Origin of the sequence: Exiguobacterium sp. BMC-KP, assembly GCF_001275385.1 — a bacterium.
Lineage (GTDB): Bacteria > Bacillota > Bacilli > Exiguobacteriales > Exiguobacteriaceae > Exiguobacterium_A.
Map to the genome: position 1 here is coordinate 1231622 of NZ_LGIW01000015.1, position 20329 is coordinate 1251950.

General features: G+C 42.6%; 25 protein-coding genes. All 25 read right to left on the minus strand.

Annotated features, from left to right (window positions below):
- The 25 genes from pyrH to ADM98_RS12380 all read right to left on the minus strand — a co-directional run bounded on the left by pyrH (window position 1) and on the right by ADM98_RS12380 (window position 20320).
- Window positions 1-720 (minus strand): UMP kinase, encoded by a 720-nt coding sequence (gene pyrH, locus ADM98_RS12260; protein ID WP_053453772.1) that lies wholly within the window; start codon window positions 718-720, stop codon window positions 1-3.
- A 111-nt stretch (window positions 721-831) separates the two neighbouring features.
- Window positions 832-1713: a translation elongation factor Ts gene (gene tsf, locus ADM98_RS12265; protein WP_029342048.1), complete on the minus strand. Its 882-nt coding sequence runs from the start codon at window positions 1711-1713 to the stop codon at window positions 832-834.
- Between the two features lie 82 nt (window positions 1714-1795).
- Window positions 1796-2530 carry a 30S ribosomal protein S2 gene (rpsB, locus tag ADM98_RS12270; protein ID WP_012370721.1) on the minus strand — a complete coding sequence of 245 codons (735 nt, stop codon included), beginning with the start codon at window positions 2528-2530 and terminating at the stop codon, window positions 1796-1798.
- A 129-nt stretch (window positions 2531-2659) separates the two neighbouring features.
- Entirely contained in the window at window positions 2660-3130 is a 471-nt protein-coding gene (locus ADM98_RS12275) for a hypothetical protein (RefSeq protein WP_160315947.1), read from the minus strand.
- Between the two features lie 22 nt (window positions 3131-3152).
- A complete protein-coding gene (locus tag ADM98_RS12280) occupies window positions 3153-3926 on the minus strand; it encodes a FliA/WhiG family RNA polymerase sigma factor (RefSeq protein ID WP_053453774.1) in 774 nt (257 codons plus the stop codon).
- A gap of 13 nt (window positions 3927-3939) precedes the next feature.
- Window positions 3940-4422: a chemotaxis protein CheD gene (locus tag ADM98_RS12285; protein ID WP_023468696.1), complete on the minus strand. Its 483-nt coding sequence runs from the start codon at window positions 4420-4422 to the stop codon at window positions 3940-3942.
- Window positions 4415-5023 carry a chemotaxis protein CheC gene (locus ADM98_RS12290; RefSeq protein ID WP_053453775.1) on the minus strand — a complete coding sequence of 203 codons (609 nt, stop codon included), beginning with the start codon at window positions 5021-5023 and terminating at the stop codon, window positions 4415-4417. The genes ADM98_RS12285 and ADM98_RS12290 overlap by 8 nt, the downstream gene beginning before the upstream one ends.
- Window positions 5016-5444, minus strand: a complete 429-nt coding sequence (locus tag ADM98_RS12295) for a chemotaxis protein CheW (protein WP_023468698.1) — start codon at window positions 5442-5444, stop codon at window positions 5016-5018. Before ADM98_RS12295 ends, ADM98_RS12290 begins: the two co-directional genes overlap by 8 nt.
- Before the next feature lie 11 nt (window positions 5445-5455).
- Window positions 5456-7450 carry a chemotaxis protein CheA gene (locus tag ADM98_RS12300; protein ID WP_053453776.1) on the minus strand — a complete coding sequence of 665 codons (1995 nt, stop codon included), beginning with the start codon at window positions 7448-7450 and terminating at the stop codon, window positions 5456-5458.
- A gap of 26 nt (window positions 7451-7476) precedes the next feature.
- Window positions 7477-8331, minus strand: coding sequence for a MinD/ParA family protein (locus ADM98_RS12305; protein WP_053453777.1), 855 nt, complete (start codon window positions 8329-8331; stop codon window positions 7477-7479).
- A complete protein-coding gene (locus tag ADM98_RS12310) occupies window positions 8328-9380 on the minus strand; it encodes a GTP-binding protein (protein WP_053453778.1) in 1053 nt (350 codons plus the stop codon). The genes ADM98_RS12305 and ADM98_RS12310 overlap by 4 nt, the downstream gene beginning before the upstream one ends.
- A 3-nt stretch (window positions 9381-9383) precedes the next feature.
- Window positions 9384-11408, minus strand: a complete 2025-nt coding sequence (gene flhA, locus ADM98_RS12315; RefSeq protein WP_053453779.1) for a flagellar biosynthesis protein FlhA — start codon at window positions 11406-11408, stop codon at window positions 9384-9386.
- Between the two features lie 14 nt (window positions 11409-11422).
- Window positions 11423-12514, minus strand: a complete 1092-nt coding sequence (gene flhB / locus ADM98_RS12320; RefSeq protein ID WP_053453780.1) for a flagellar biosynthesis protein FlhB — start codon at window positions 12512-12514, stop codon at window positions 11423-11425.
- 4 nt (window positions 12515-12518) lie between these two features.
- Window positions 12519-13286 carry a flagellar biosynthetic protein FliR gene (gene fliR, locus ADM98_RS12325; RefSeq protein WP_053453781.1) on the minus strand — a complete coding sequence of 256 codons (768 nt, stop codon included), beginning with the start codon at window positions 13284-13286 and terminating at the stop codon, window positions 12519-12521.
- Window positions 13283-13555 (minus strand): flagellar biosynthesis protein FliQ, encoded by a 273-nt coding sequence (gene fliQ / locus ADM98_RS12330; protein WP_023468705.1) that lies wholly within the window; start codon window positions 13553-13555, stop codon window positions 13283-13285. The genes fliR and fliQ overlap by 4 nt, the downstream gene beginning before the upstream one ends.
- Window positions 13556-13566: 11 nt before the next feature.
- Window positions 13567-14235, minus strand: coding sequence for a flagellar type III secretion system pore protein FliP (gene fliP / locus ADM98_RS12335; protein WP_053453782.1), 669 nt, complete (start codon window positions 14233-14235; stop codon window positions 13567-13569).
- Complete coding sequence (locus ADM98_RS12340; RefSeq protein ID WP_053453783.1) at window positions 14232-14723, minus strand: flagellar biosynthetic protein FliO; 492 nt, start codon at window positions 14721-14723, stop codon at window positions 14232-14234. The genes fliP and ADM98_RS12340 overlap by 4 nt, the downstream gene beginning before the upstream one ends.
- Entirely contained in the window at window positions 14720-15085 is a 366-nt protein-coding gene (locus ADM98_RS12345) for a response regulator (RefSeq protein WP_023468708.1), read from the minus strand. Before ADM98_RS12345 ends, ADM98_RS12340 begins: the two co-directional genes overlap by 4 nt.
- A gap of 14 nt (window positions 15086-15099) precedes the next feature.
- Window positions 15100-16230 carry a flagellar motor switch phosphatase FliY gene (gene fliY, locus ADM98_RS12350; RefSeq protein WP_053453784.1) on the minus strand — a complete coding sequence of 377 codons (1131 nt, stop codon included), beginning with the start codon at window positions 16228-16230 and terminating at the stop codon, window positions 15100-15102.
- Window position 16231: 1 nt separating this feature from the next.
- On the minus strand, window positions 16232-17215 hold the full coding sequence (gene fliM / locus ADM98_RS12355; protein ID WP_023468710.1) for a flagellar motor switch protein FliM: 984 nt from the start codon (window positions 17213-17215) through the stop codon (window positions 16232-16234).
- Window positions 17216-17224: 9 nt separating this feature from the next.
- A complete protein-coding gene (locus ADM98_RS12360; RefSeq protein WP_023468711.1) occupies window positions 17225-17677 on the minus strand; it encodes a flagellar basal body-associated FliL family protein in 453 nt (150 codons plus the stop codon).
- Complete coding sequence (locus tag ADM98_RS12365) at window positions 17649-17888, minus strand: flagellar FlbD family protein (protein WP_023468712.1); 240 nt, start codon at window positions 17886-17888, stop codon at window positions 17649-17651. Before ADM98_RS12365 ends, ADM98_RS12360 begins: the two co-directional genes overlap by 29 nt.
- Window positions 17885-18745, minus strand: a complete 861-nt coding sequence (flgG, locus tag ADM98_RS12370) for a flagellar basal body rod protein FlgG (protein WP_053453785.1) — start codon at window positions 18743-18745, stop codon at window positions 17885-17887. Before flgG ends, ADM98_RS12365 begins: the two co-directional genes overlap by 4 nt.
- Window positions 18745-19200, minus strand: coding sequence for a flagellar hook assembly protein FlgD (gene flgD / locus ADM98_RS12375; protein ID WP_053453786.1), 456 nt, complete (start codon window positions 19198-19200; stop codon window positions 18745-18747). Before flgD ends, flgG begins: the two co-directional genes overlap by 1 nt.
- On the minus strand, window positions 19184-20320 hold the full coding sequence (locus ADM98_RS12380) for a flagellar hook-length control protein FliK (protein ID WP_053453787.1): 1137 nt from the start codon (window positions 20318-20320) through the stop codon (window positions 19184-19186). The genes flgD and ADM98_RS12380 overlap by 17 nt, the downstream gene beginning before the upstream one ends.
- Between the last annotated feature and the right edge of the window lie 9 nt (window positions 20321-20329).

Sequence of the window (20329 nt, forward strand, 5' to 3'; positions counted from 1 at the left end):
TTATTTCCCCCTTACGATTGTCCCGATTTCGTCACCGATGACGACACGTTTGATGTTTCCTTCTTCCATCAACGAGAAGACGATGAGCGGGATGTCATTGTCCATACAAAGTGATGTAGCTGTAGAATCCATGACTTGAAGTCCATCTTTTAAAACATCCAAGTAAGAAAGTGTCTCGAATTTCTTCGCTTCTGGATCAACATTTGGATCAGCTGAGTACACACCATCGACGTTGTTTTTTGCCATCAAGATGACTTCTGCTTCGATTTCTGCCGCACGAAGCGCAGCCGTCGTATCAGTCGAGAAGTACGGATTCCCTGTACCTGCTGCAAAGATGACAACGCGCCCTTTTTCCAGGTGACGCATTGCGCGGCGACGGATATATGGTTCTGCTACTTGGCGCATCTCGATTGATGTTTGAACACGCGTTTCAACACCTACATCTTCTAAACTGTCTTGAAGCGCAAGCGAGTTCATGACTGTCGCTAGCATCCCCATATAATCGGCATTGGCCCGGTCCATCCCAAGTTCTGCTCCTGTTTTACCACGCCAAATATTTCCAGCTCCGACAACGACCGCTACTTCGACATTCAATTCAATTAATTCGCGAATCTGTTCCGAGATAGATTTGACGATGACAGGATTGATCCCAAACCCTTGATCTCCTGCGAGCGCTTCTCCGCTCAATTTTAACACAATCCGGTTATATTTCGGTTGCATGACTATGTCCCCCTTGCTAAATTCCGTAAAAAAGGAACACGAACCACTTCCACACGAAAGTGGATTGAAGCATACGTGTTCCTTCTCTTGTCATCAGGATGATCCCGATTCTTATTTTTTAAGTTGGTTCATAACTTCTTCAGCGAAGTTCTCTTCGCGTTTTTCCATACCTTCTCCAACTTCGAAGCGTACGAATGACACGACTTTACCGCCTTTAGATTCTACATATTTACCAACTTTGAAGTCTGGATCCTTAACGAACGTTTGATCGACGAGGCAGATTTCCTCGAAGAACTTGTTCATACGACCAACGATCATTTTTTCAACGATGTTAGCTGGTTTTCCTTCGTTCAATGCTTGCTCAGTAAGAACTTTTTCTTCACGTGCTTTTTCTTCTTCTGTAACAGAAGTACGGTCAACGTAAAGTGGACGAGCTGCTGCGATGTGCATTGCAACGTCTTTTGCAACTGTTTCATCTGTCGTACCTTCGATAACGACGACTGAACCGATGCGTCCACCCATGTGGAGGTAAGAACCGAATGCTGCGTCATCTGCTTTTGTGAAGAGAGCTACGCGACGGAGTGAAATTTTCTCTCCGATTGTAGAAGCTTCTTCTGAGATGTACGTGTCGATTGTTTTACCTGCTTCGTATTCAGAAGCGAGCGCTGCTTCAGCAGTCTCAGAACCGTTACGAAGAACAGCATCAGCGATGTTTTGAACGAGCGTTTGGAAACGTTCGTTTTTCGCAACGAAGTCTGTTTCTGAGTTGATTTCGACGAGTGCTGCTTTGTTGCCATCAACTGCAACTGCAGTCAACCCTTCAGCTGCGATACGATCGCCTTTTGCTGCTGCTTTAGCGATTCCTTTTTCACGCAAGAAATCTACTGCTGCGTTCATGTCACCGTCAGTTTCAACGAGTGCTTTTTTGCAGTCTAGCATACCTGCACCTGTTTTTTCACGAAGTTCTTTAACCATTGCTGCTGTAATAGCCATTCGATATTCCTCCTTATAACGTCCTTATTTTCAAAAAAAAGGTGATAAAAGGTCGATTCCCTTTATCACCTGGCATCACGAATTACTCAGCGTCTGCTACTACTTCTTCAGTAGTTTCAGGTGCTACGTTATCTTCGCCTTGTTTAACTTCGAGGATTGCGTCAGCCATTTTACCAGTGAGCAATTTGACTGCACGGATCGCATCGTCGTTCGCTGGGATGACGTAGTCGATTTCGTCTGGATCACAGTTAGTATCAACAATCGCAACGATTGGGATGTTGAGTTTGTGTGCTTCTGCAATCGCGATACGCTCTTTGCGTGGGTCAACGATGAAGAGTGCATCCGGAACGCCTGGCATATCTTTGATACCGCCGAGGAATTTCTCAAGACGAGTCATTTCTTTTTTAAGAATGATGACTTCTTTTTTAGGAAGAACTTCGAATGTACCGTTCTCTTCCATTTTTTCGAGTTGTTTCAAACGGTTGATACGTTTTTTGATTGTAGAGAAGTTCGTGAGAGTTCCACCCAACCAACGTTCGTTGATGAAGTATTGTCCTGCACGGATCGCTTCTTCTTTCACAGTGTCTTGTGCTTGTTTTTTCGTACCAACGAAAAGAACGTTTCCGCCTTCAGACGCTACTTCACGGATGAAGTTATAAGCTTCGTCTACTTTTTTGACCGTTTTTTGAAGGTCGATGATGTAGATTCCGTTCCGTTCTGTGAAGATGTATTTCGCCATTTTTGGGTTCCAACGGCGTGTTTGGTGACCGAAGTGTACACCAGCTTCTAACAATTGTTTCATCGAGATTACTGCCATGATGAATTCCTCCTTTTGGGTTTTAGATGTCCTCCGCGATGATCGTCTATCCAGCTAACCTATTAAAGGCACCGCAGCTGGCGATACATGCGTGCGTAATTAACACCGTAGACTAATATAGCATAAAGATTAACGAGGAGCAACCTTCGTTTGACGAGAAAGTTTTGCGATCAAAGCGACCTCACCCGTTCCTCGATTCAAAGAACGAGCGAGTGTCTCAAGATCTGTCCCTTCGCGTAACGCCTGTTCAACATCTGTTAAGACTTGTTCTTCTGTTAAGTCCTGTTCTTCGATCTGTATTTCAGAAAGAACTGATGCTTTAAGAAATGATTCGGTTTGTTCATTTTGCACAACATTTTCCTCAGATAAGACTGATTCCGTTGATAGGTTCTGATGTGCTTCATTTATAACATTGGATGAGGCTTCAGCTTTTGAGTTCTGCTCGGTCATTTCACTCACTTGTTCCATAAAGCTTAATAAAACTTGCTCTGTTTCGCTTTTTTCACGTTCCAAACGGGAGATACGATCTTTTAAATCCGCTTGCTGACGAAACAGTAAGAGTAATGCGTAGCATATAAGAGCTGCTAAAAGTATATACACGACTGTCATGATTGATTTCCTTTCACATTGCGACACGATCTGCTAAGTATGCACTTCCCAATGCATTTTTTAATTTACGTAATGCTTTGGAATGGATTTGAGAAATCCGAGATGTAGACAGTTCAAGGATTTCTCCAATCTCGGTCAACGTTAATTCTTCGTAATAGAACAACGAAACGACCAGTTGTTCTTTTTCAGACAGTTCTTTAACTTCCTCTGCTAATTTAGCAATCAATTCACGCATCAATAACATGTCTTCCGGAGTCGCAGTATCAGGGTCTAGATAGGAAACGGTCATTGCTTTGCCTTCATCTTGTAAGGTGACGGCTTCATCAATCGATAATACGTTTGCAAAATAACTTTCAGCTAACGCACTCTTCACTTCATCCGTAGACATTTCCACGATCGAAGATACTTCTTCAATCGTCGGAGTTCTTTGAAGAGATTGCTCTAGTATTTCAACAGCTGCTTCGACCCGCTTTGCTTTTTCTCGTAAAGAACGTGGTAACCAATCGATTTTTCGCAATCCATCTAGAATTGCTCCTCGAATCCGAAAGGCGGCATACGTGTCGAATTTATTATTATGATTTTGATCGAATTTTTGAAGAGCATCGTACAATCCCATCATTCCTAAACTTTTCAATTCATCCCGATCGACACTTTTAGGTAATGTTGCACTTAGGCGTTGAACATGATATTGAACGAGGGGCTCGTAATTCAAAAGTAATTCATCTGCTACCGTGATATCACGTGTCGATAGCCATCGATCCCAAAGTTGTTGTAATTCCTCACGCATGACCATTCCTCCTCTATATTTCCAACGTCCCGACATTTACTGTCCGGATAACGAGACGTCCTGACTTTGAGTGGAACTCGATCGTCCGTCCATTCGTGCCACCTACATCTTCTGCAACGAGTGGGATTCCTGTCTTTTGTAACATATCTTTGACGGACGCAATGTTTCGTTCTCCAATTCGCATTGATTCATGCTCGTATTTGAATTGAAACATCTGTGCACCACCAGCAATCTTAGCGCGTAAACGTAATGCACCATTTGCTCGTAGGCGTTTTACGATTTCTAGAATAGCAGTATCTGCGAATTTACCGATTTCAGCCTCGCGATTGCGACTAATTGCTGAATCTGGCAACATGACATGTGCCATACTTGATAATCCTCGCTCTTGATCATAAATGACGACCCCAACGCAAGAACCAAGTCCAGCAGTACGAAGAATGACAGGTTGTTTACTAATCGCGTATTCTGCAATTCCAATGCGTATGAGTTCATCCATCAATATCCACACCCAATCGCTGAAAAACTGTCTGAAACGCATTTGCTTCAGGAAGGAGAAGCAAGTGTCCAGTCAATTCATTCCCGGCACTAGAAAGATGAGTGTCGATATACAATGCCATATTTCCTGGTGTTGAAGATTCAAGCAATGCCACCTCGAGTAGAGCTCCAACCATATCAAATGCAGAAGCAGGAACGCTGACTTGGAGGGATAAATTCAACCAATCTGAAATCGAGCGTGCATATGCACCAATAAGTATATTCCCGATTTCCTCCCAGGCAGAAACCCCCATTTCATGTGAATCAGAGAAAAATTGGAATTCAGATTTCATAAGCTGTCCAATTAACTTTTCTGCATCATGAAGTGGCATTAAAAAAAGCAATGTCGCTCGAATATCTCCTGAGAACCGCAACAACGCACCAGCAGTGTAAGCTTCTGCACCACCAACACGATCTATGATCGTCGTAAACGATTCTAGTTCGGCTGACGGCACTTCGATTTCAATCGGTTTCCCTAATAGTGTAGATAACGCTGTAGCAGCATGACCTGCTCCGATATTTCCAATTTCTTTGAAAATATCTTTTTGGTCTGAGTTAAGCATGAACGATATCCTCAAATAATCGATTTGGTTCGATTAAAGAAAACAGTTGGTCTTCTCCTTTTGCGACTGCCGTTAGATAAGATGCATCTTCTTGTTTTTGTTCCCCCAAAGGCTCGATTCTAACTTCAGAGGATTCTACGACTTCATTCGCTCGATCAACGATGAATCCAGCGTCTCCATGCTCAAGTGTGGCAATGATGATTCGTGTTTCTTCGGTTTCTTCAATCACGTCAAAACCTAAACGTGAACGTAAATCGATCACAGGCGTTACAACTCCACGCAAATTGATTACACCTTTTACGTAAGAAGCAGCATTCGGAATTCGTGTAATGGGAATAAGACGTTCAATTGAACGAACAGATTGTACGTCAATCCCATATGAATTCTCTTCTAGTTGAAAAACAACCCACTTTTGTTCCATCTTCAATTCCCTCACTTTCGTAATAGAGCATTACTGTCAATGATTAATGCCACTTGTCCATCACCAAGTATAGTTGCTCCGGAAATAGCTCGAATACCTTCTAGATAACTACCTAATGGTTTCATGACAATTTCTTGTTGCCCAATCAATTCAGAGACAATTAAACCTGCCAGTTTTTCACCACTACGAACAACGACAACCGAGTAGGCATCCGCATCATGTTGTGGTAAACCGTATACTTCATTCAAAGAAATTAAAGGTACGAGTTGTCCACGGAAATCGAATACTTTTTCTCGGTGAGCCTGAAGAATGGAAGTGCTTCGTAACGATGTTGTCTCAATGATTGCTGTCAATGGAATCGCATACGTTTCTTTACCAAGTTCAACCAACATTGCTGAAATGATTGATAGCGTAAGTGGTAGACTAATTCTGAAAATCGTACCTTCACCACGACGTGTTTCTACGAATACTTCTCCACCAAGAGATTCAATCTTTGATTTAACAACATCGAGTCCAACACCTCGTCCAGACAAATCCGTCACCGTTTCTGCTGTTGAGAAACCTGGAGCGAACAGTAACATCGATGCTTCTTCGATTGTTAATAGCGCAGCCTCTTCTTCCGTAATTAGCTCCTTCTCAATCGCAATTCGCGTGACGCGTTCATGATTGATTCCAGCACCGTCGTCTTCAATCTCAATGAAGACTCGATTTCCCGAATGATAAGCGCGTAATGATAAATTCCCTTCAACAGGTTTCCCAGCAAGAATCCGGTCCGCCTTATTTTCGATTCCATGATCGATTGCGTTACGAATCAAGTGAACAAGTGGATCACCAATCTCATCGATGACTGTTCGATCCAACTCGGTTTCAGCACCAGTGATATGAAGTTTTATGTGTTTTCCGACATCTTTGGATACAGAACGTACCATTCGTGGGAAACGATTAAATACTTGTTCAATCGGCATCATACGTAAAGTCAATACGAGAGACTGTAATTCGTTCGTACCGCGCTTAATTCGCTCGACAGTATCCGTTAGTTCAGGAGAACCGACTTCTGCCGCAATTCGTTCTAAGCGTCCTCGATCGATGATGAACTCCTCAAATAAGTTCATGAGACGATCAATCCGTTCAAGATTGACACGAATCGTTTTTGAAGCGACTGGTGCCGTAACATCTATTGGTTCACTCGTAGAAGTTGACTCTTTTTGAGTCTCTTTAGTAACGGGTTCTTGTTGTAACGTAGAAGTGGCAACTTCCGCTTCTGACGTCGTCTCAAAAGGAACGATGGAAACGTTCGCCACTTCTGATACAGCTTCAACTGCTTCTCGAATAGTCTCTTTTTCACTCTGTGTTACGAATAGAATCTCAAATGAAGTATCAAAATGTTCTTGCTCTAAGTCATCTGAAGTCGGATTGGAGAGGATGACGTCTCCAAGTGATTGAAGACGATCAAACACCATATAAACGCGAGCAGCCTTTAGGATGACATCAGCTGATAGTTCGACTGATAACACGTACGCTTGATAGCCTGCTGCAATCGATTGTTGGACGACCGCTTTTGAATAGACATCACATTCAAAATTCTGTTGCGTCGTAGGTAGAACATTCGTTTCGACCTGTACATCATTCGGTTGAATGAACCGCTTCAATCGATTTACCGTCTCCGTTACATCTAATTTCCCTTTCCCGCCTCGACTAATATCTTCAACCATCGTCTCAAGCTGTTCTGCTGCGACGAATAATACATCAATTAGTTCGGGGGTGGCTGGTTGTTTTTTAGAACGAACTAAATCGAGCGCGCTCTCCATTTCATGTGTTAAGTCAGCAATAGCATCATACCCCATCGTTCCCGCCATTCCTTTGAGTGTGTGAGCTGACCGAAAAATTTGATCAATGACAGCTTCGTCATCCATACGTTGTTCGAAATCCAATAAGCTAGTATTAATCGCTTGAAGATGCTCCATTGATTCATCAAGGAACAACCCTACATATTCATTTAAGTCCATGAATGATTTCCTCCTTTATTTCCAACTTAATGGACATGATCCTTCCCATGCTTTAGTCGACTTAATAATCGATCTAAAAACTTTCGCTCTTTTACGCGAACACCCGTCAACGAAGTAGTAATGTGATCCATTCGCCAACTGACATGACTTTTTCGATCCATGATATAAAATGGCATTTGTGCTTTAACCGCTTTCACAACTGTTTGATCTTCAGGTAGAAAACCAATGAAACGTAATGATTTTTTTAAAAATTGAGAGCTGACTAATTCGAGACGATCGAATGTTTCAAGAGCCTCTTCACCATTAGTAGCTCGATTGACAATCACAGAGATGGGCAATTCATTCGCATGATGATGTGCTAATTTTACAAACGCATACCCATCCATGATGGAAGTAGGTTCTGGTGTAACAACCAGCCATGCTTCATCTGCGCTACCGATGAAATCAAACGTTTGATGATTAGCACCAGCACCTAGATCGAGTAATACGTAATCATATTCATAGAAGAATCGGAATTCACGTAGTAAAAAGGTAATATCGTCACTCGTAAAATTTGTCAATTCTGCGAATCCACTTCCACCATGAATGAACTGAAGGGTTGATGAATACTCTACAATTGACTGTTGTAGTGACTCTCTCCTCTTCACACATTCCATCAGTGATAACTTAGAAGATTTACCAAGTAAAATACCAATGTTGGCCATACCGATATCTAAATCGATGATAAGTACCTTCTTGTTTTGAAGAGATAGAGCAACACCTAAATTGACAGCGACGTTCGTTTTCCCGACGCCACCTTTACCACTGACAATTGCAATTGTTTTAGTCTCATTTACGGATAATTTAGAGCGTAGGACTCGAGCTTGATCTTCTTGCATCATCCCATTCCTCTCTCGACGACCATCTGGGATATCTCTTCTACAGAACTGAACGTGATATCTTCAGGCACCTCTTGACCAGTAGTTATACAATAAATTGGTAAGTCACTCGCTTCTGCGAGACCAACAATTGACCATAATTCACTTGTCTCGTCCGCTTTTGAGAAAATAAATCCAGATACAGGTACGGATTGAAAGCGATCATACATACGAAGTAGATCTTGGTACTTCGCAGTCAAACTAAGTACAAGAAAAACATCTGTATCTTCGAAATCATGTCGACTTTTTAATTGTTCAACATACCCCGCATCGAGAAAATTCCTACCTGCTGTATCAATTAGAACGATATCGCACGATTGTAAAGCTACTTTCGCTTGTTCGAAGTCATGCAGGTCGTATGCGACATGGATTGGGATATCTAAAATATCTGCATATGTCTTTAATTGCTCAATAGCAGATATTCGATACGTATCCGTCGTAATGAGACCGACACGTTTTTTCTCAGTTAACGTATAATAAGCTGCTAATTTTGCAATCGTAGTCGTCTTTCCGACTCCTGTAGGACCTGTTAACATGATGAATTTCGAGTGCGTCGTTTTCGTTCGAATCTTTGTTTGAACCTCTTCGAGTAGGACAGTGTTCAATTCAGTTTGCTGCGTTTGATAATAGGTCGACACAAGTTTCTCATGTAACTGCTCTGCCAACTGATTCAGTGCTGGCTCGGCCAGTAACTTCGAATAGTGTCTGAGCTCTCTTGGTAATGGTCTTTCTCCTACGGTAATGATTGTAGGACGATCTGCGATTGATCGTATTTCTAATTGGTTCACACGAGGACTCACTCTAGACGGTAGTTCAACTTTAACATCCGATTTGTCTTCCACATGTTCATCAACTGAACCGACTAACTCCACTTTTCGCTTAGCAAAGACTCCGAAAATACCGCCGACTTTTATATGCCTTGTATTTAAAATGATAGCCTCTTCGCCTAACTCTTGTTTGATTCGCTCCATGGCTTCAGCTACCGTATCTGCTACGATTTTTTTTACTATCATCGCTTATATCACCCCAATACTCTTCACTTCGATTGTCGGCATTAATTCGTTATACGATAAGACCGGTATATCTGGGAAGTATCGTTCTGTCAACTGACGGACGAACATCCGAATACTTGGAGAAGTCAGAATGATTGGATGTGCGCCGTAGCGTTCGAACTCCAGTGTTCGCTCTTGAAGCGTTTCGATGAAGCGACTCGCTTTTTCGGGATCAAGCGCTAAATAATTACCAAACTCCGTCTTCTGAATCGCCGACTGAATATCGAGTTCCATCTCACTTGAGACTGTTACGACGTGTAACACCTCGCCTTGCATGACCTGTTCAGTAATTTGACGTGATAAGGATTGGCGAACATACTCTGCTAGCAGTTCACTATCCTTGGTTACTGCTGCATAATCAGCCAGTGTTTCAAAAATCAATGGTAGATTTCGAATTGAAATTTTCTCTTTTAATAGTTGAACGAATACTTTTTGTAAATCTCCAATTGATAGTAATTGCGGCGTAACTTCCTCCACTAGAATCGGATGCGATTCCTTCAAATGATCGACCAATTGTTTCGTTTCTTCCCGGCCGAGTAATTCAGCTGCATGTTTCTTTAAGAGTTCTGTTAGATGAGTAGCTACAACAGATGGTGGATCAACTACCGTATAGCCTGACATTTCTGCTCGACTTCGTGTCTGCTCATCAATCCATAGTGCCGGCATACCAAATGCCGGTTCGACTGTCTCGATGCCGCGGATTTCTGGATCGTCGACACCTGGACTCATTGCTAAATAATGATCGAGCAACAATTCTCCGCTTGCCATCTCACTTCCACGAATCTTGATTCGATACTGATTCGGTGATAACTGTAAGTGGTCGCGAATCCGAACGGTCGGTAGAACAAAACCAAGCTCAAGGGCCAGCTGTCTTCGAATCATAACGACACGGTCCAGTAAGTCTCCCCCTTGCGCTTCATCAGCGAGTGGAATCAAACCGTAACCAAATTCGAATTCAATCGTATCGACATTCAGTAAGGAAATGACTGATTCGCTTGATCGTAAATTTTCGCTTGGTGCTTCTTCGACAGCCACCTCTTCTTGCATCGTCTTTGTCGTCTGCTTCATTCGCCAAGCAAAGAATCCAAACAACGCTGCAATCGGCATCGTGACGTAATCTGGAATCGCAGTGAACAATCCGAGTAAGAAAATCGCTCCTGCCGCAATTCCAACGAGAAGTGGTGTCCGTGTCAATTGACCGATGACATCCTCACCGAGATTTCCGTCAGATGTAGAACGTGTGACGATGATACCAGTCGCAACTGAAATCAAAAGCGCTGGAATCTGACTGACGAGACCATCACCAACTGTTAGCAACGTATACAAATTTACAGATTCCATCATCGGTAACCCTTGCTGGACGACACCAATGATCATTCCGAAAATCAAGTTGATGATGACGATGATGATTCCGGCAATCGCATCTCCTTTAACAAACTTTGAAGCTCCGTCCATCGCTCCATAAAAATCTGCTTCCGATTGTATCTTTTGGCGGCGAGTCCGTGCTTGTAGTTCATCAATCATGCCAGAATTTAAATCGGCATCGATTGCCATTTGTTTCCCTGGCATCGCATCGAGTGTAAAACGTGCCGAAACTTCCGATACTCGTTCTGAACCCTTTGTGATAACAAGAAACTGGATCAAGACGAGAATCAAGAAAACAACGAAGCCAACAAGGGCATTACCGCCGACAACAAAACTACCGAAAGCTTCGATGACTTCGCCACCGTTTCCGTTTGATAAAATCGCCCGTGTCGTTGAGACATTGAGCGCGAGACGAAACAGCGTAACGATCAGTAATAATGTTGGAAATACAGAAAACTCAAGTGCCTCTTTGGCATTCATCGCAACGAGTAGTACCATCAAGGCAATTAGAATATTGATGATGATTAAAAAATCGAGCATGATAGCAGGCAGTGGAATGACGAGCATGAAGACGATCATGATGACGCCTAGCAGAACTGTTAAATCTCGTGTTGATATACTCATGATGCTTCATCCTTTCATTTTGCTTGTTTCAGTTGATAGACAAAGGCGAGTGTTTCAGCGAGCGCCTGATAGAACGATTCATCCACTGCCATACCAATTTCTGATTGAGCGAACAACGCCCGCGCGAGCGGACGGTTTTCAACAATCGGGACATCAGCTGCTGTCGCCTTCTCCCGAATCCGGAACGCGACAGCATCTACGCCTTTCGCAACGACGATCGGTGCCATATGTTTTCCGTCATCGTATTGGATCGCTACCGCATAATGTGTCGGGTTCGTGATGACGACATCGGCATTTGGTATTTCTTGCATCATCCGCCGCATCGCCATCTCCCGTTGTTGTTGTTTGATTTTTCCTTTGATTTGAGGGTCACCTTCCGTATTCTTATGTTCGTCCTTTAAATCTTGTTTACTCATTCGAATCGACTTCTCAAAATCAAATTTTTGATAAGCAAAGTCTAAAATGGCTAACGCAATTAAAGCGATACTAACGGACAAACCGAGTAAAAATGTTAAATGACCAATAATAGCTAAAGCATCGCCAATCGGTTCCGAAGTCAACCGCGAAATTTCGACCTTGTTGTTCCATAGGACCGTACCACTCGTCACACCGATGACAAGCAGTTTAAAAACGGATTTTAGAAACTCGACGAGCGCTTTGACGCTAACGATGCGTTTGACACCTTGCAGTGGATTGATACGATCTAGTTTAGGTTGAATCGCCTCACCACTCAGAAGTACACCAATCTGGACGAAATTTCCTAGAATACCGATAACAACCGCAGTTAAGAAAAACGGTGCAACGAGAATTCCCATCTGAATGAGCATCTCGACTAGTATCTGTTCGATCCGTCCCTCCTCGACAGCCTGCAAGACTTGACTTGCACTGAGACCATCTTGTAAAACAAGCACGAATCGCCTTCCTAGAAATGGACCAAAAAAATAGAGGACGAGAAACATCGCGAATAACATAAAACTACTCGTCAAATCCGCTGATTTTGCGACTTGACCCTTCTTACGAGAGTCATCCCGCTTTCGAGGTGTCGCCTTCTCCGTCTTTTCACCAGCGAAATACTGAAGGTCAAGGCGTAATCGATATGTATACATGTCCTTAACCTCCTAGTAATCGAATGGCATCTGCAAGTACATCTTGTAGTAATGGGACGAATCGACCAATCCCTGTGATCGTCGCACCTGCTAATAAAAACAAGATGGCGTACCCCATCAAAAGTTTGACTGAAAAACCAATTGCAAAAATGTTGAATTGGGGTGCCGTTTTCGCTAAAAAACCGAGTGCGAGATCGACTAAAAATAGTGAAACAACTAGTGGCATTGCCATTTGCAAAGCGGTCAGCATTGCAAGACCAACGACACGGATGACCAAACTCATTCCTGCGTCACCAGACACCGCTATCAGACTACCCGGCGGAAAGATTTGAAAACTCGTATAGATTCCGTCAAGTAAAATCAGATGCATATCGGAAGCGAGTAGGACGAGTAACGTCAGCATGTAATAAAATCGTCCAACGATGGGTGATTGTCCGCCAAACATCGGATCATAAGCCGAAGCCATCGCAAGTCCCATCTGCAAATCGATGATCGAACCAGCAATTTGTGGCGCATACAATAAAAAACTGGCAAGTAAGCCTAGAGCTAAACCAATCAGGACTTCCGTTCCCATTCGAAAGAAAAAATCGAAATCTTCTACGCGGACATCTGTCTTCACGGCGTAACTCGCAAAGTAAGCTAAACCTGCCGCTAGCGCCAATTTATGCTGCGCAGGTAATTGCTTTGACGAGAACAAGGGAGCCGCAACGAGGAAACCGACGATTCGTCCAAAGACGAGCAGAAAGACACTCAGGAAAGAAAGTAACGTCATTTTCGGGAAACCTCAGCGATTTGCTTAAATAGATCAATCGTAAAGGTCTGTAACTCCTGCATGATCCATGGACCGAAAAAGACGAGTGCTAAAAAGACGGCAACGATCTTCGGAACGAACGATAACGTTTGTTCCTGAATCTGCGTCGTCGCCTGTAAGATACTGACGAGTAGACCGACAACGAGCGAGACGAGTAACAAGGGAGCTGAAACTTTGAGTAATGTCCAGACAGCAGAACTTGCCAACTGAATAATCATTTCTTGAGTCATCTTCTCTCCCCCTAACGCATACTGACAAGCAACGATTCAACGATCAGGTGCCAGCCGTCAACTAAAATAAATAACAATAATTTAAACGGTAACGCAATCATGACAGGTGGCAACATCATCATCCCCATCGACATCAGGACGCTTGAAACAACCATATCAATGACAAGGAAAGGTATGAAGATCATGAACCCGATTTGAAACGCCGTTTTTAATTCACTGATCGCATATGCTGGAACGAGTGCGACAAGTGGAATATCTTCAATCTTTTTTGGTTTTTCATAATTACCGTATTTTAAAAACAACTCTAAATCGTTCGTGCGCGTGTGCTTCGACATGAACCGTTTCATCGTGTCTCCCGCATTATCAAACGCTTCATCTTGACTAATTTTATCTGCCATATATGGTTTAAGAGCCGTCGTGTTTAATTCAGATAAGACAGGCGACATGACGAATAACGTGATGAACAAAGCGAGTCCGACGAGTAACTGGTTCGGTGGCGTCTGTTGCGTTCCGAGAGCCGAACGGACGAAAGACAATACGACGACGACACGTGTGAAACAGGTCATTAAGATGAGTAGTGACGGTGCAAGCGATAACAACGTCAATAACACGAGCAGTTTAATGGATGTCGCTGTTCCTGACGGAGTATCGAGTGATATCAGATTCTCAATCGTATTCATGAGCGCCCTCGATTCTTTTGCAGTTGTTCGAGTTGTTGTTTAAACGTCTCAAGAAACGGTGATGGTGATGATTTAGGAGAAGACTCTTCAAAATCCGTCGATTCGTATCCTTCAAAATCATCCAAAGTGTCTAATAATTGTACATTTTCACCAACACCGACGACGTAAATCTTACCTTGTATCTTGACTAACTGGACCGATCGATCTTTCCCAAGTGGTACTCCACCTAGATGTGTCAATCGTCCAGAATGTCTAACACCTCGCGTCCGTTCATGAATGAATCGTGTCACAAGGATGAATCCGCCGATCAAGACGATCAGAACGACGACTCCTTTAAAAATGGTCAACGCCATGGAAGGACTCTCATCGACTTGCTGAGTCGCCGGTGCATCGTTCTGAGTTGGATTTAATTTTTCTTCGACTGTTTCTGCATTTACGGGAAGCGCAAGCAAAAACAGTAGACAAATCAGCAAAGTCACTTTTTTCATGACGAGACAGTTTTCGAGACCGCTTCAAGTACACGATCTGCTTGGAACGGTTTGACGATGAAATCTTTCGCACCTGCTTGAATCGCATCGATAACCATCGACTGTTGTCCCATTGCTGAACACATGATGACTTTGGCAGCCGGATTAATTGCTTTAATTTCTTTTAAAGCAGAGATTCCATCCATTTCTGGCATCGTGATATCAAGTGTGACGAGATCTGGTGTTAATTCCTTATACTTCGAAACAGCCTCTAATCCATTCTCCGCTTCACCAACGACATCATAGCCGTTCTTCGATAAAATTTCCTTGATCATCATTCGCATGAAAGCAGCGTCATCTACGATTAATACTTTTGCACTCATTATATAGTTCCTCCTTAGAACATCCGAAGACGTTCTTTTGTATTTACGATTTCTGTAATACGTACTCCGAAATTTTCTTCAATGACAACGACTTCTCCAGTCGCAATCAACGTATTATTTACAAACACATCTACTGGTTCACCTGCTAATTTATCAAGTTCAATGATGGAACCTTGCGTCAGTTCTAAAATATCTCTAACCGATCGTCGCGTACGTCCTAGTTCAACCGTGACGTTCAATGGCACGTCATACAACATACCAATATTAGAAGGTGTTCCGTCTACTTGTGCATCACTTAATTGACCGAATTGGACAGGACTGACAGCAACACTCTCTTTCACTACTTGCTCCTGAACTGGAGCAGGTTTTGCAGGCGGCGGAGAAGCTTCAACGGCTGGTGACGGCTTAGGTTGAGTATGTGCCGCAGGTTGAACCGGTGAAGGTTCATGTGATACTTCAGTACTCGCTAAGAACAACTTTTGAATGAGTTGTTTCGAAAACTCGAGCGGTGCCAACTGTACGATTTTCGAATCAATCAATGTACCGATTTTCAAATCGAACTCAATGATGACCATGCTGTCCCAAAGAGAGAAACTATCTACGATACTTTTCTCTTGAGAAAAATCAAAGATTTCAACAGCTGGAGGTGAGATATCAATTCTCATGGAGAATACCGTTGACATCGATGTAGCGGCAGCTCCCATCATTTGGTTCATCGCTTCTTGTACAGCTGAGAGCGCAATCGGCTCCATCTCAGCAGTCTCATCAATGACACCATCTCCACCCATCATTAAGTTCGCAATAATGGAGGCATCTCGTTGTGTTAAGATGAGGACATTTTCACCTTTAAAACCTTCTGTATATCCAACGCGTAAAGCAACATGCGGAATTGGATACCGACTTCTTAGTTCATCCATCGTAATCATTCGAACATGTGGCGTCGTGATTTCTACTTTTTGATTCAATAACGCGGATAAAGCCGTAGCTGAATTCCCTAAAGAAATATTCCCAACTTCTCCAAGTGCATCGATTTCCATTTCGTCTAAAACTTCTTCATCAGATTGGCTATCGCTCACATCATCAGAATCAGATGGCGCTCCTCTTAATAAAGCATCGATCTCATCTTGCGAAAGCATATCGCTCATGTTATTCCTCCTCAATTCGTTGTATGACTTGTAAAGCGAGATGCTTCCCATTTAGACCTGGTCGCGCCTTGAACATTTTACGATCATCGACGAACAGTTCAACCGGATCAGATGTACGTGTCTTCAGGGATAGACAGTCGCCAACTTCGAGGTGTAACAACTCACCAAACGACAGATCCGTCTGGCCAAGCACTGCTTTCAAATCGACGACAGAACTCATTAATTGAGTCTGCATATGTTCAGACGCTTGATCATTGATTGATTTACGTTTATCTTGTTGCATCCAAAAATGACTGGATAGTTTAGGTAAAATCGGTTCCAACGTGACGAAAGGTAAACATACATTTAATGTGCCACTCACTTCGCCGACAGTTACATAAATGGACACGAGTATAACCGTTTCGTTTGGAGAAACGAGCTGAAGAAATTGTGGATTAATCTCAAGATCATCATATTCAGCTTCTAATTCTGTAATCGATTCCCATGCTGCTCCGTATTGTACGAATGCTCGTTTAAACAACTGCGTTAAAATTCGTGTTTCAATTTCTGTTAAGTTCTCAATTTTGTTCATTCCTTCGCCCGGTCCACCAAGAAGTCGATCTAACATCGCATATGCAATGTTTGGATTCACTTCAAAAATGACTTTCCCGTCTAATGGCTGAAGGTTGACCAAATTGATTAATGTCATATTTGGAATAGAATGAATAAATTCGTCATAAGGCAGTTGTTCCACCGTATTCACAGTAAACTGGACATATGTTCTTAACTGAGCTGAAAAGTGAGTCGTTAGCACTCGAGCAAATTGCTCATGAATGCGCGTTAAATTTCGTAATTGGTCTTTAGAGAAACGAAGAGCACGCTTGAAATCATACACTTTAACGCGCCGCTCTTCTTCTTGACTCCTGATTTCCTCAACTTCCATATCTCCACTTGAAATAGCTGATAGCAAGGCGTCAATTTCATGTTGTGATAATACTTCGCTCATGCTGCCACCTCACTGGATGATTTTTTTCGTAGTATAGACACGTTGGACATCACCCTCTTGGATGAGTTTTTTGAACTGGACACGTAATTTTTCTTCCAGTTTCTCCATGTCGGCTTTCGAATCCAAATCCGATTTTTTCATGGTAGATAAATCCCCAAGAATGATGTTGTTAATTTGGAATTTACGCAATTCTAAATCATCTCGTGTTTTTTGATCATCGGTTACAATTGTAAATTGTACATTCAAGAAACGTTCGTCTGAAATGTTCGTCGTCAAATCATCAGTCTGAAGACTACGTGCATCAAGCTCTTCTCCAGTCGGCTGTTCTACTTTTGCTTTCGTTTCATCTGGAGCAATCAAATATTTCATTACCATGTACCCAGCTCCAACCATCATGAGAGCAACGATGACCATGATTAATGGTAATTTAAGCTTACTTTTCTTTTTCTCTTCTTCCGCCATCATCGATCCTCCTTACACTCGTCAAGCCGGTCAATCCGATTTGACGATAAAATTGAATTGCTGCCTCCGTCACTTCCTCCATCGATTCTTGTACGACATACGTTTGTCCACCAATGAGGTGAATCGTCGTATCAGGAGTCGAACGAATGGATTCAATCAAGCTGGCATTAATGACTAATGGTGTTTTCCGTAACGTCGTTAACTGAATCATCGTTTCAGATTGACGAGTTCTTCTAACACTTGGTCACTCGTTGTAATAATTCGTGTGTTTGCCTGGAAACCACGCTGTGCAATGATCATTTCCGTAAATTCTTCTGACAAATCGACGTTTGACATCTCGAGTGTCCCGGATGTCAATTGACCGAGACCTTTAGTGCTCGGTGTTCCTATTGCTGCTCCACCTGAGTTTTGCGAAGCCGAGAATAAGTTCACGCCTGATTTTTCAAGACCACCCGGGTTAGGGAAGTTTGCTAATGTAATGTACCCTACCGTAGTTAACGCACCTGTATTATTTACATAAGTGACTAATCCATCTTTCCCAATAGATAAGTTTCGTGCATCGGTAGGGATTTTTAATTTTTGGTAACCGGCAGTCGGCGTTGCAGGTGCATCCGGTAAGTTGTTAGGAACAGGAACGGTTGGAACAGTAGCTGTTCCAGTACCAACAACGTAGTTTCCATCACCAGTAACGATGTTTCCATCTAAATCTGTATAGAAGTTTCCAGATCTCGTATATCGAACACCTTCCGCTGTCATGACTTGATAGAATCCTTCTCCTGAAATCCCGACGTCAAGCGTCCGACCTGTATTTTGAAGTGCTCCTTGGTTGTAAACGTTATCGACTGTTGACATCGATGCCCCGAGACCAACTTGTTTTGGGTTTGTTCCCCCGACATTACCACCAGCACCTGAAGCAGATCCGACAGATTGGTTAACTAAATCCTTGAACGTGACACGCCCTTTTTTATAACCGAATGTATTGACGTTTGCGATGTTGTTACCGACGACATCCAATTTCGTTTGGAAGTTTTTCAATCCACTGATTCCTGAATACATTGAACGTAACATTATTTTTCCTCCTTAGATTTGATTTGCGTCAGGTCATACACACTGACCCGTTTACCGTTCGATAATTCAGCGATGACATCCACACCATCTCGTTTGACACTTAGTACAGTTGCTGTCTCTTCCGTTGAAGAGGTTTCACCCTCAGCGTTAGAAGACGGTGTATAACTGACATCTTTTCCAATCAGGTTACTGTACGTCATTAGCGCACCTGCATGCTGGTTTAGGATCATCGTTTCCATGCCTTTTCCAATCGATTGCATCTGTTCTAACGAAGAAAACTGAGCCATTTGGGCAATGAACTCTTTATCTTCCATTGGAGCTGTTGGATCTTGGTTCGATAACTGGGCGATTAAAATCTTCATGAACATATCTTTATCCATCGAGTTGTTGGATACGGTTTGCTTTTTTTCAGGTAACTGAAACGAAGAACCGTCATTTTTAATCCCTTCCGTCATCTTCTTCCTCCTCTCGCTCTTCTTCTTGCTGATGTGAAGAAGATTCCTGTTTTTCCTGTTCACGTCGTTCTGAAGAGAATCCTTGTTCAAATTCTCTTGCTGCCGTAGCAATGATACCTGTTTCGATTTTCACAACCGGACTCTGTTGATGTAGTGTCGTATGTAGTTTTCCGAGTTGTTGTTCAATCAATTGCTTTGTTTGCTCATTCGCCATGAAAAGCTTAATCGTAAGTTCATTTCCTTTTCGATCTACTTGAACGACTAGTTCACCTAACTGTTCAGGATATAAACGAATAGAGATTTTTGAAGAACCATCTTTACCGTTTATAAAAGGTGCTTGTTTTAACGCCGCTTCGATTCGATTCACGATTTGCTCATCGACTGGTAAAAACGGAACTGTGCGATTCACACTATTGAAAAGTAGCGCATGATTCATTCGGTTTACACTTACTGCTGGAGCTGCTGTATTGGCTTTAATATCTTGTTCTAATGCCGAGGATGGCTCTTGACTTTGTTTCTGAACGACATTCGCCATTTTATTCTGACCCGTTTCCATCAACTTCTCTTTTGACGAAGTCAGCTCATTTTTGACGGGTAGAATCAAATTCTCCATGTTTTCTTCTACTGGAGACGTCCCGATACTCTGCACAGGATTTGCTTCTGGCTTCAATTGCTGATTCTGTTTCTGCAATACATTTCCTATCAATGTATTGATTTGAGCGGGAGTGATGGATGATTGATCGAGTAGCTGAACAGCAGATTCGATATTTCCTTCTTGAATCGCCTTTAAAATCTGAACAATCTCTCGATGCTTCACCGAGTGAATTGGAAGGCTACTAACTTCAGGTTGCTCCAGCACTTCTAAAATCATTTCTGGGTGATCCATAAGCGACTGGATATTTTGAAGCAATACAGCCTTTTCAGATTTTCCATCTACATCTACACGTTCCGAATCTTTTAGTGATACATCCGGAATTCCTTGATTTACAGTCAAGTCATTCTTCGTTAGAAATTGCAAAAGCGTCGCAAATTTACCGGCTGCATCTGTTGCGTTCCCCATCTCATCGGTACCTATCGCTGTTCCTTGTACCGGATTCATTTGAAGATCTGAAATATTCATGTCCTCACC

Excerpts from the sequence above, each read along its gene's own strand:
- ADM98_RS12280 (WP_053453774.1), bottom strand. The coding sequence starts at position 3,926 with ATGCGTGAGGAATTACAACAACTTTGGGATCGATGGCTATCGACACGT.
- ADM98_RS12290 (WP_053453775.1), bottom strand. The coding sequence starts at position 5,023 with ATGCTTAACTCAGACCAAAAAGATATTTTCAAAGAAATTGGAAATATC.
- flhA (WP_053453779.1), bottom strand. The coding sequence starts at position 11,408 with ATGAGTATATCAACACGAGATTTAACAGTTCTGCTAGGCGTCATCATG.
- ADM98_RS12300 (WP_053453776.1), bottom strand. The coding sequence starts at position 7,450 with ATGGACTTAAATGAATATGTAGGGTTGTTCCTTGATGAATCAATGGAG.
- fliR (WP_053453781.1), bottom strand. The coding sequence starts at position 13,286 with ATGACGTTACTTTCTTTCCTGAGTGTCTTTCTGCTCGTCTTTGGACGA.
- rpsB (WP_012370721.1), bottom strand. The coding sequence starts at position 2,530 with ATGGCAGTAATCTCGATGAAACAATTGTTAGAAGCTGGTGTACACTTC.
- tsf (WP_029342048.1), bottom strand. The coding sequence starts at position 1,713 with ATGGCTATTACAGCAGCAATGGTTAAAGAACTTCGTGAAAAAACAGGT.
- ADM98_RS12340 (WP_053453783.1), bottom strand. The coding sequence starts at position 14,723 with ATGAAAAAAGTGACTTTGCTGATTTGTCTACTGTTTTTGCTTGCGCTT.
- ADM98_RS12360 (WP_023468711.1), bottom strand. The coding sequence starts at position 17,677 with ATGGCGGAAGAAGAGAAAAAGAAAAGTAAGCTTAAATTACCATTAATC.
- flgG (WP_053453785.1), bottom strand. The coding sequence starts at position 18,745 with ATGTTACGTTCAATGTATTCAGGAATCAGTGGATTGAAAAACTTCCAA.
- ADM98_RS12310 (WP_053453778.1), bottom strand. The coding sequence starts at position 9,380 with ATGATAGTAAAAAAAATCGTAGCAGATACGGTAGCTGAAGCCATGGAG.
- flhB (WP_053453780.1), bottom strand. The coding sequence starts at position 12,514 with ATGTATACATATCGATTACGCCTTGACCTTCAGTATTTCGCTGGTGAA.
- ADM98_RS12345 (WP_023468708.1), bottom strand. The coding sequence starts at position 15,085 with ATGAGTGCAAAAGTATTAATCGTAGATGACGCTGCTTTCATGCGAATG.
- fliQ (WP_023468705.1), bottom strand. The coding sequence starts at position 13,555 with ATGACTCAAGAAATGATTATTCAGTTGGCAAGTTCTGCTGTCTGGACA.
- ADM98_RS12380 (WP_053453787.1), bottom strand. The coding sequence starts at position 20,320 with ATGAATATTTCAGATCTTCAAATGAATCCGGTACAAGGAACAGCGATA.
- pyrH (WP_053453772.1), bottom strand. The coding sequence starts at position 720 with ATGCAACCGAAATATAACCGGATTGTGTTAAAATTGAGCGGAGAAGCG.
- fliP (WP_053453782.1), bottom strand. The coding sequence starts at position 14,235 with ATGAATACGATTGAGAATCTGATATCACTCGATACTCCGTCAGGAACA.
- ADM98_RS12295 (WP_023468698.1), bottom strand. The coding sequence starts at position 5,444 with ATGGAACAAAAGTGGGTTGTTTTTCAACTAGAAGAGAATTCATATGGG.
- ADM98_RS12285 (WP_023468696.1), bottom strand. The coding sequence starts at position 4,422 with ATGGATGAACTCATACGCATTGGAATTGCAGAATACGCGATTAGTAAA.
- ADM98_RS12365 (WP_023468712.1), bottom strand. The coding sequence starts at position 17,888 with ATGATTCAGTTAACGACGTTACGGAAAACACCATTAGTCATTAATGCC.
- ADM98_RS12305 (WP_053453777.1), bottom strand. The coding sequence starts at position 8,331 with ATGATGCAAGAAGATCAAGCTCGAGTCCTACGCTCTAAATTATCCGTA.
- fliM (WP_023468710.1), bottom strand. The coding sequence starts at position 17,215 with ATGAGCGAAGTATTATCACAACATGAAATTGACGCCTTGCTATCAGCT.
- flgD (WP_053453786.1), bottom strand. The coding sequence starts at position 19,200 with ATGACGGAAGGGATTAAAAATGACGGTTCTTCGTTTCAGTTACCTGAA.
- fliY (WP_053453784.1), bottom strand. The coding sequence starts at position 16,230 with ATGAGCGATATGCTTTCGCAAGATGAGATCGATGCTTTATTAAGAGGA.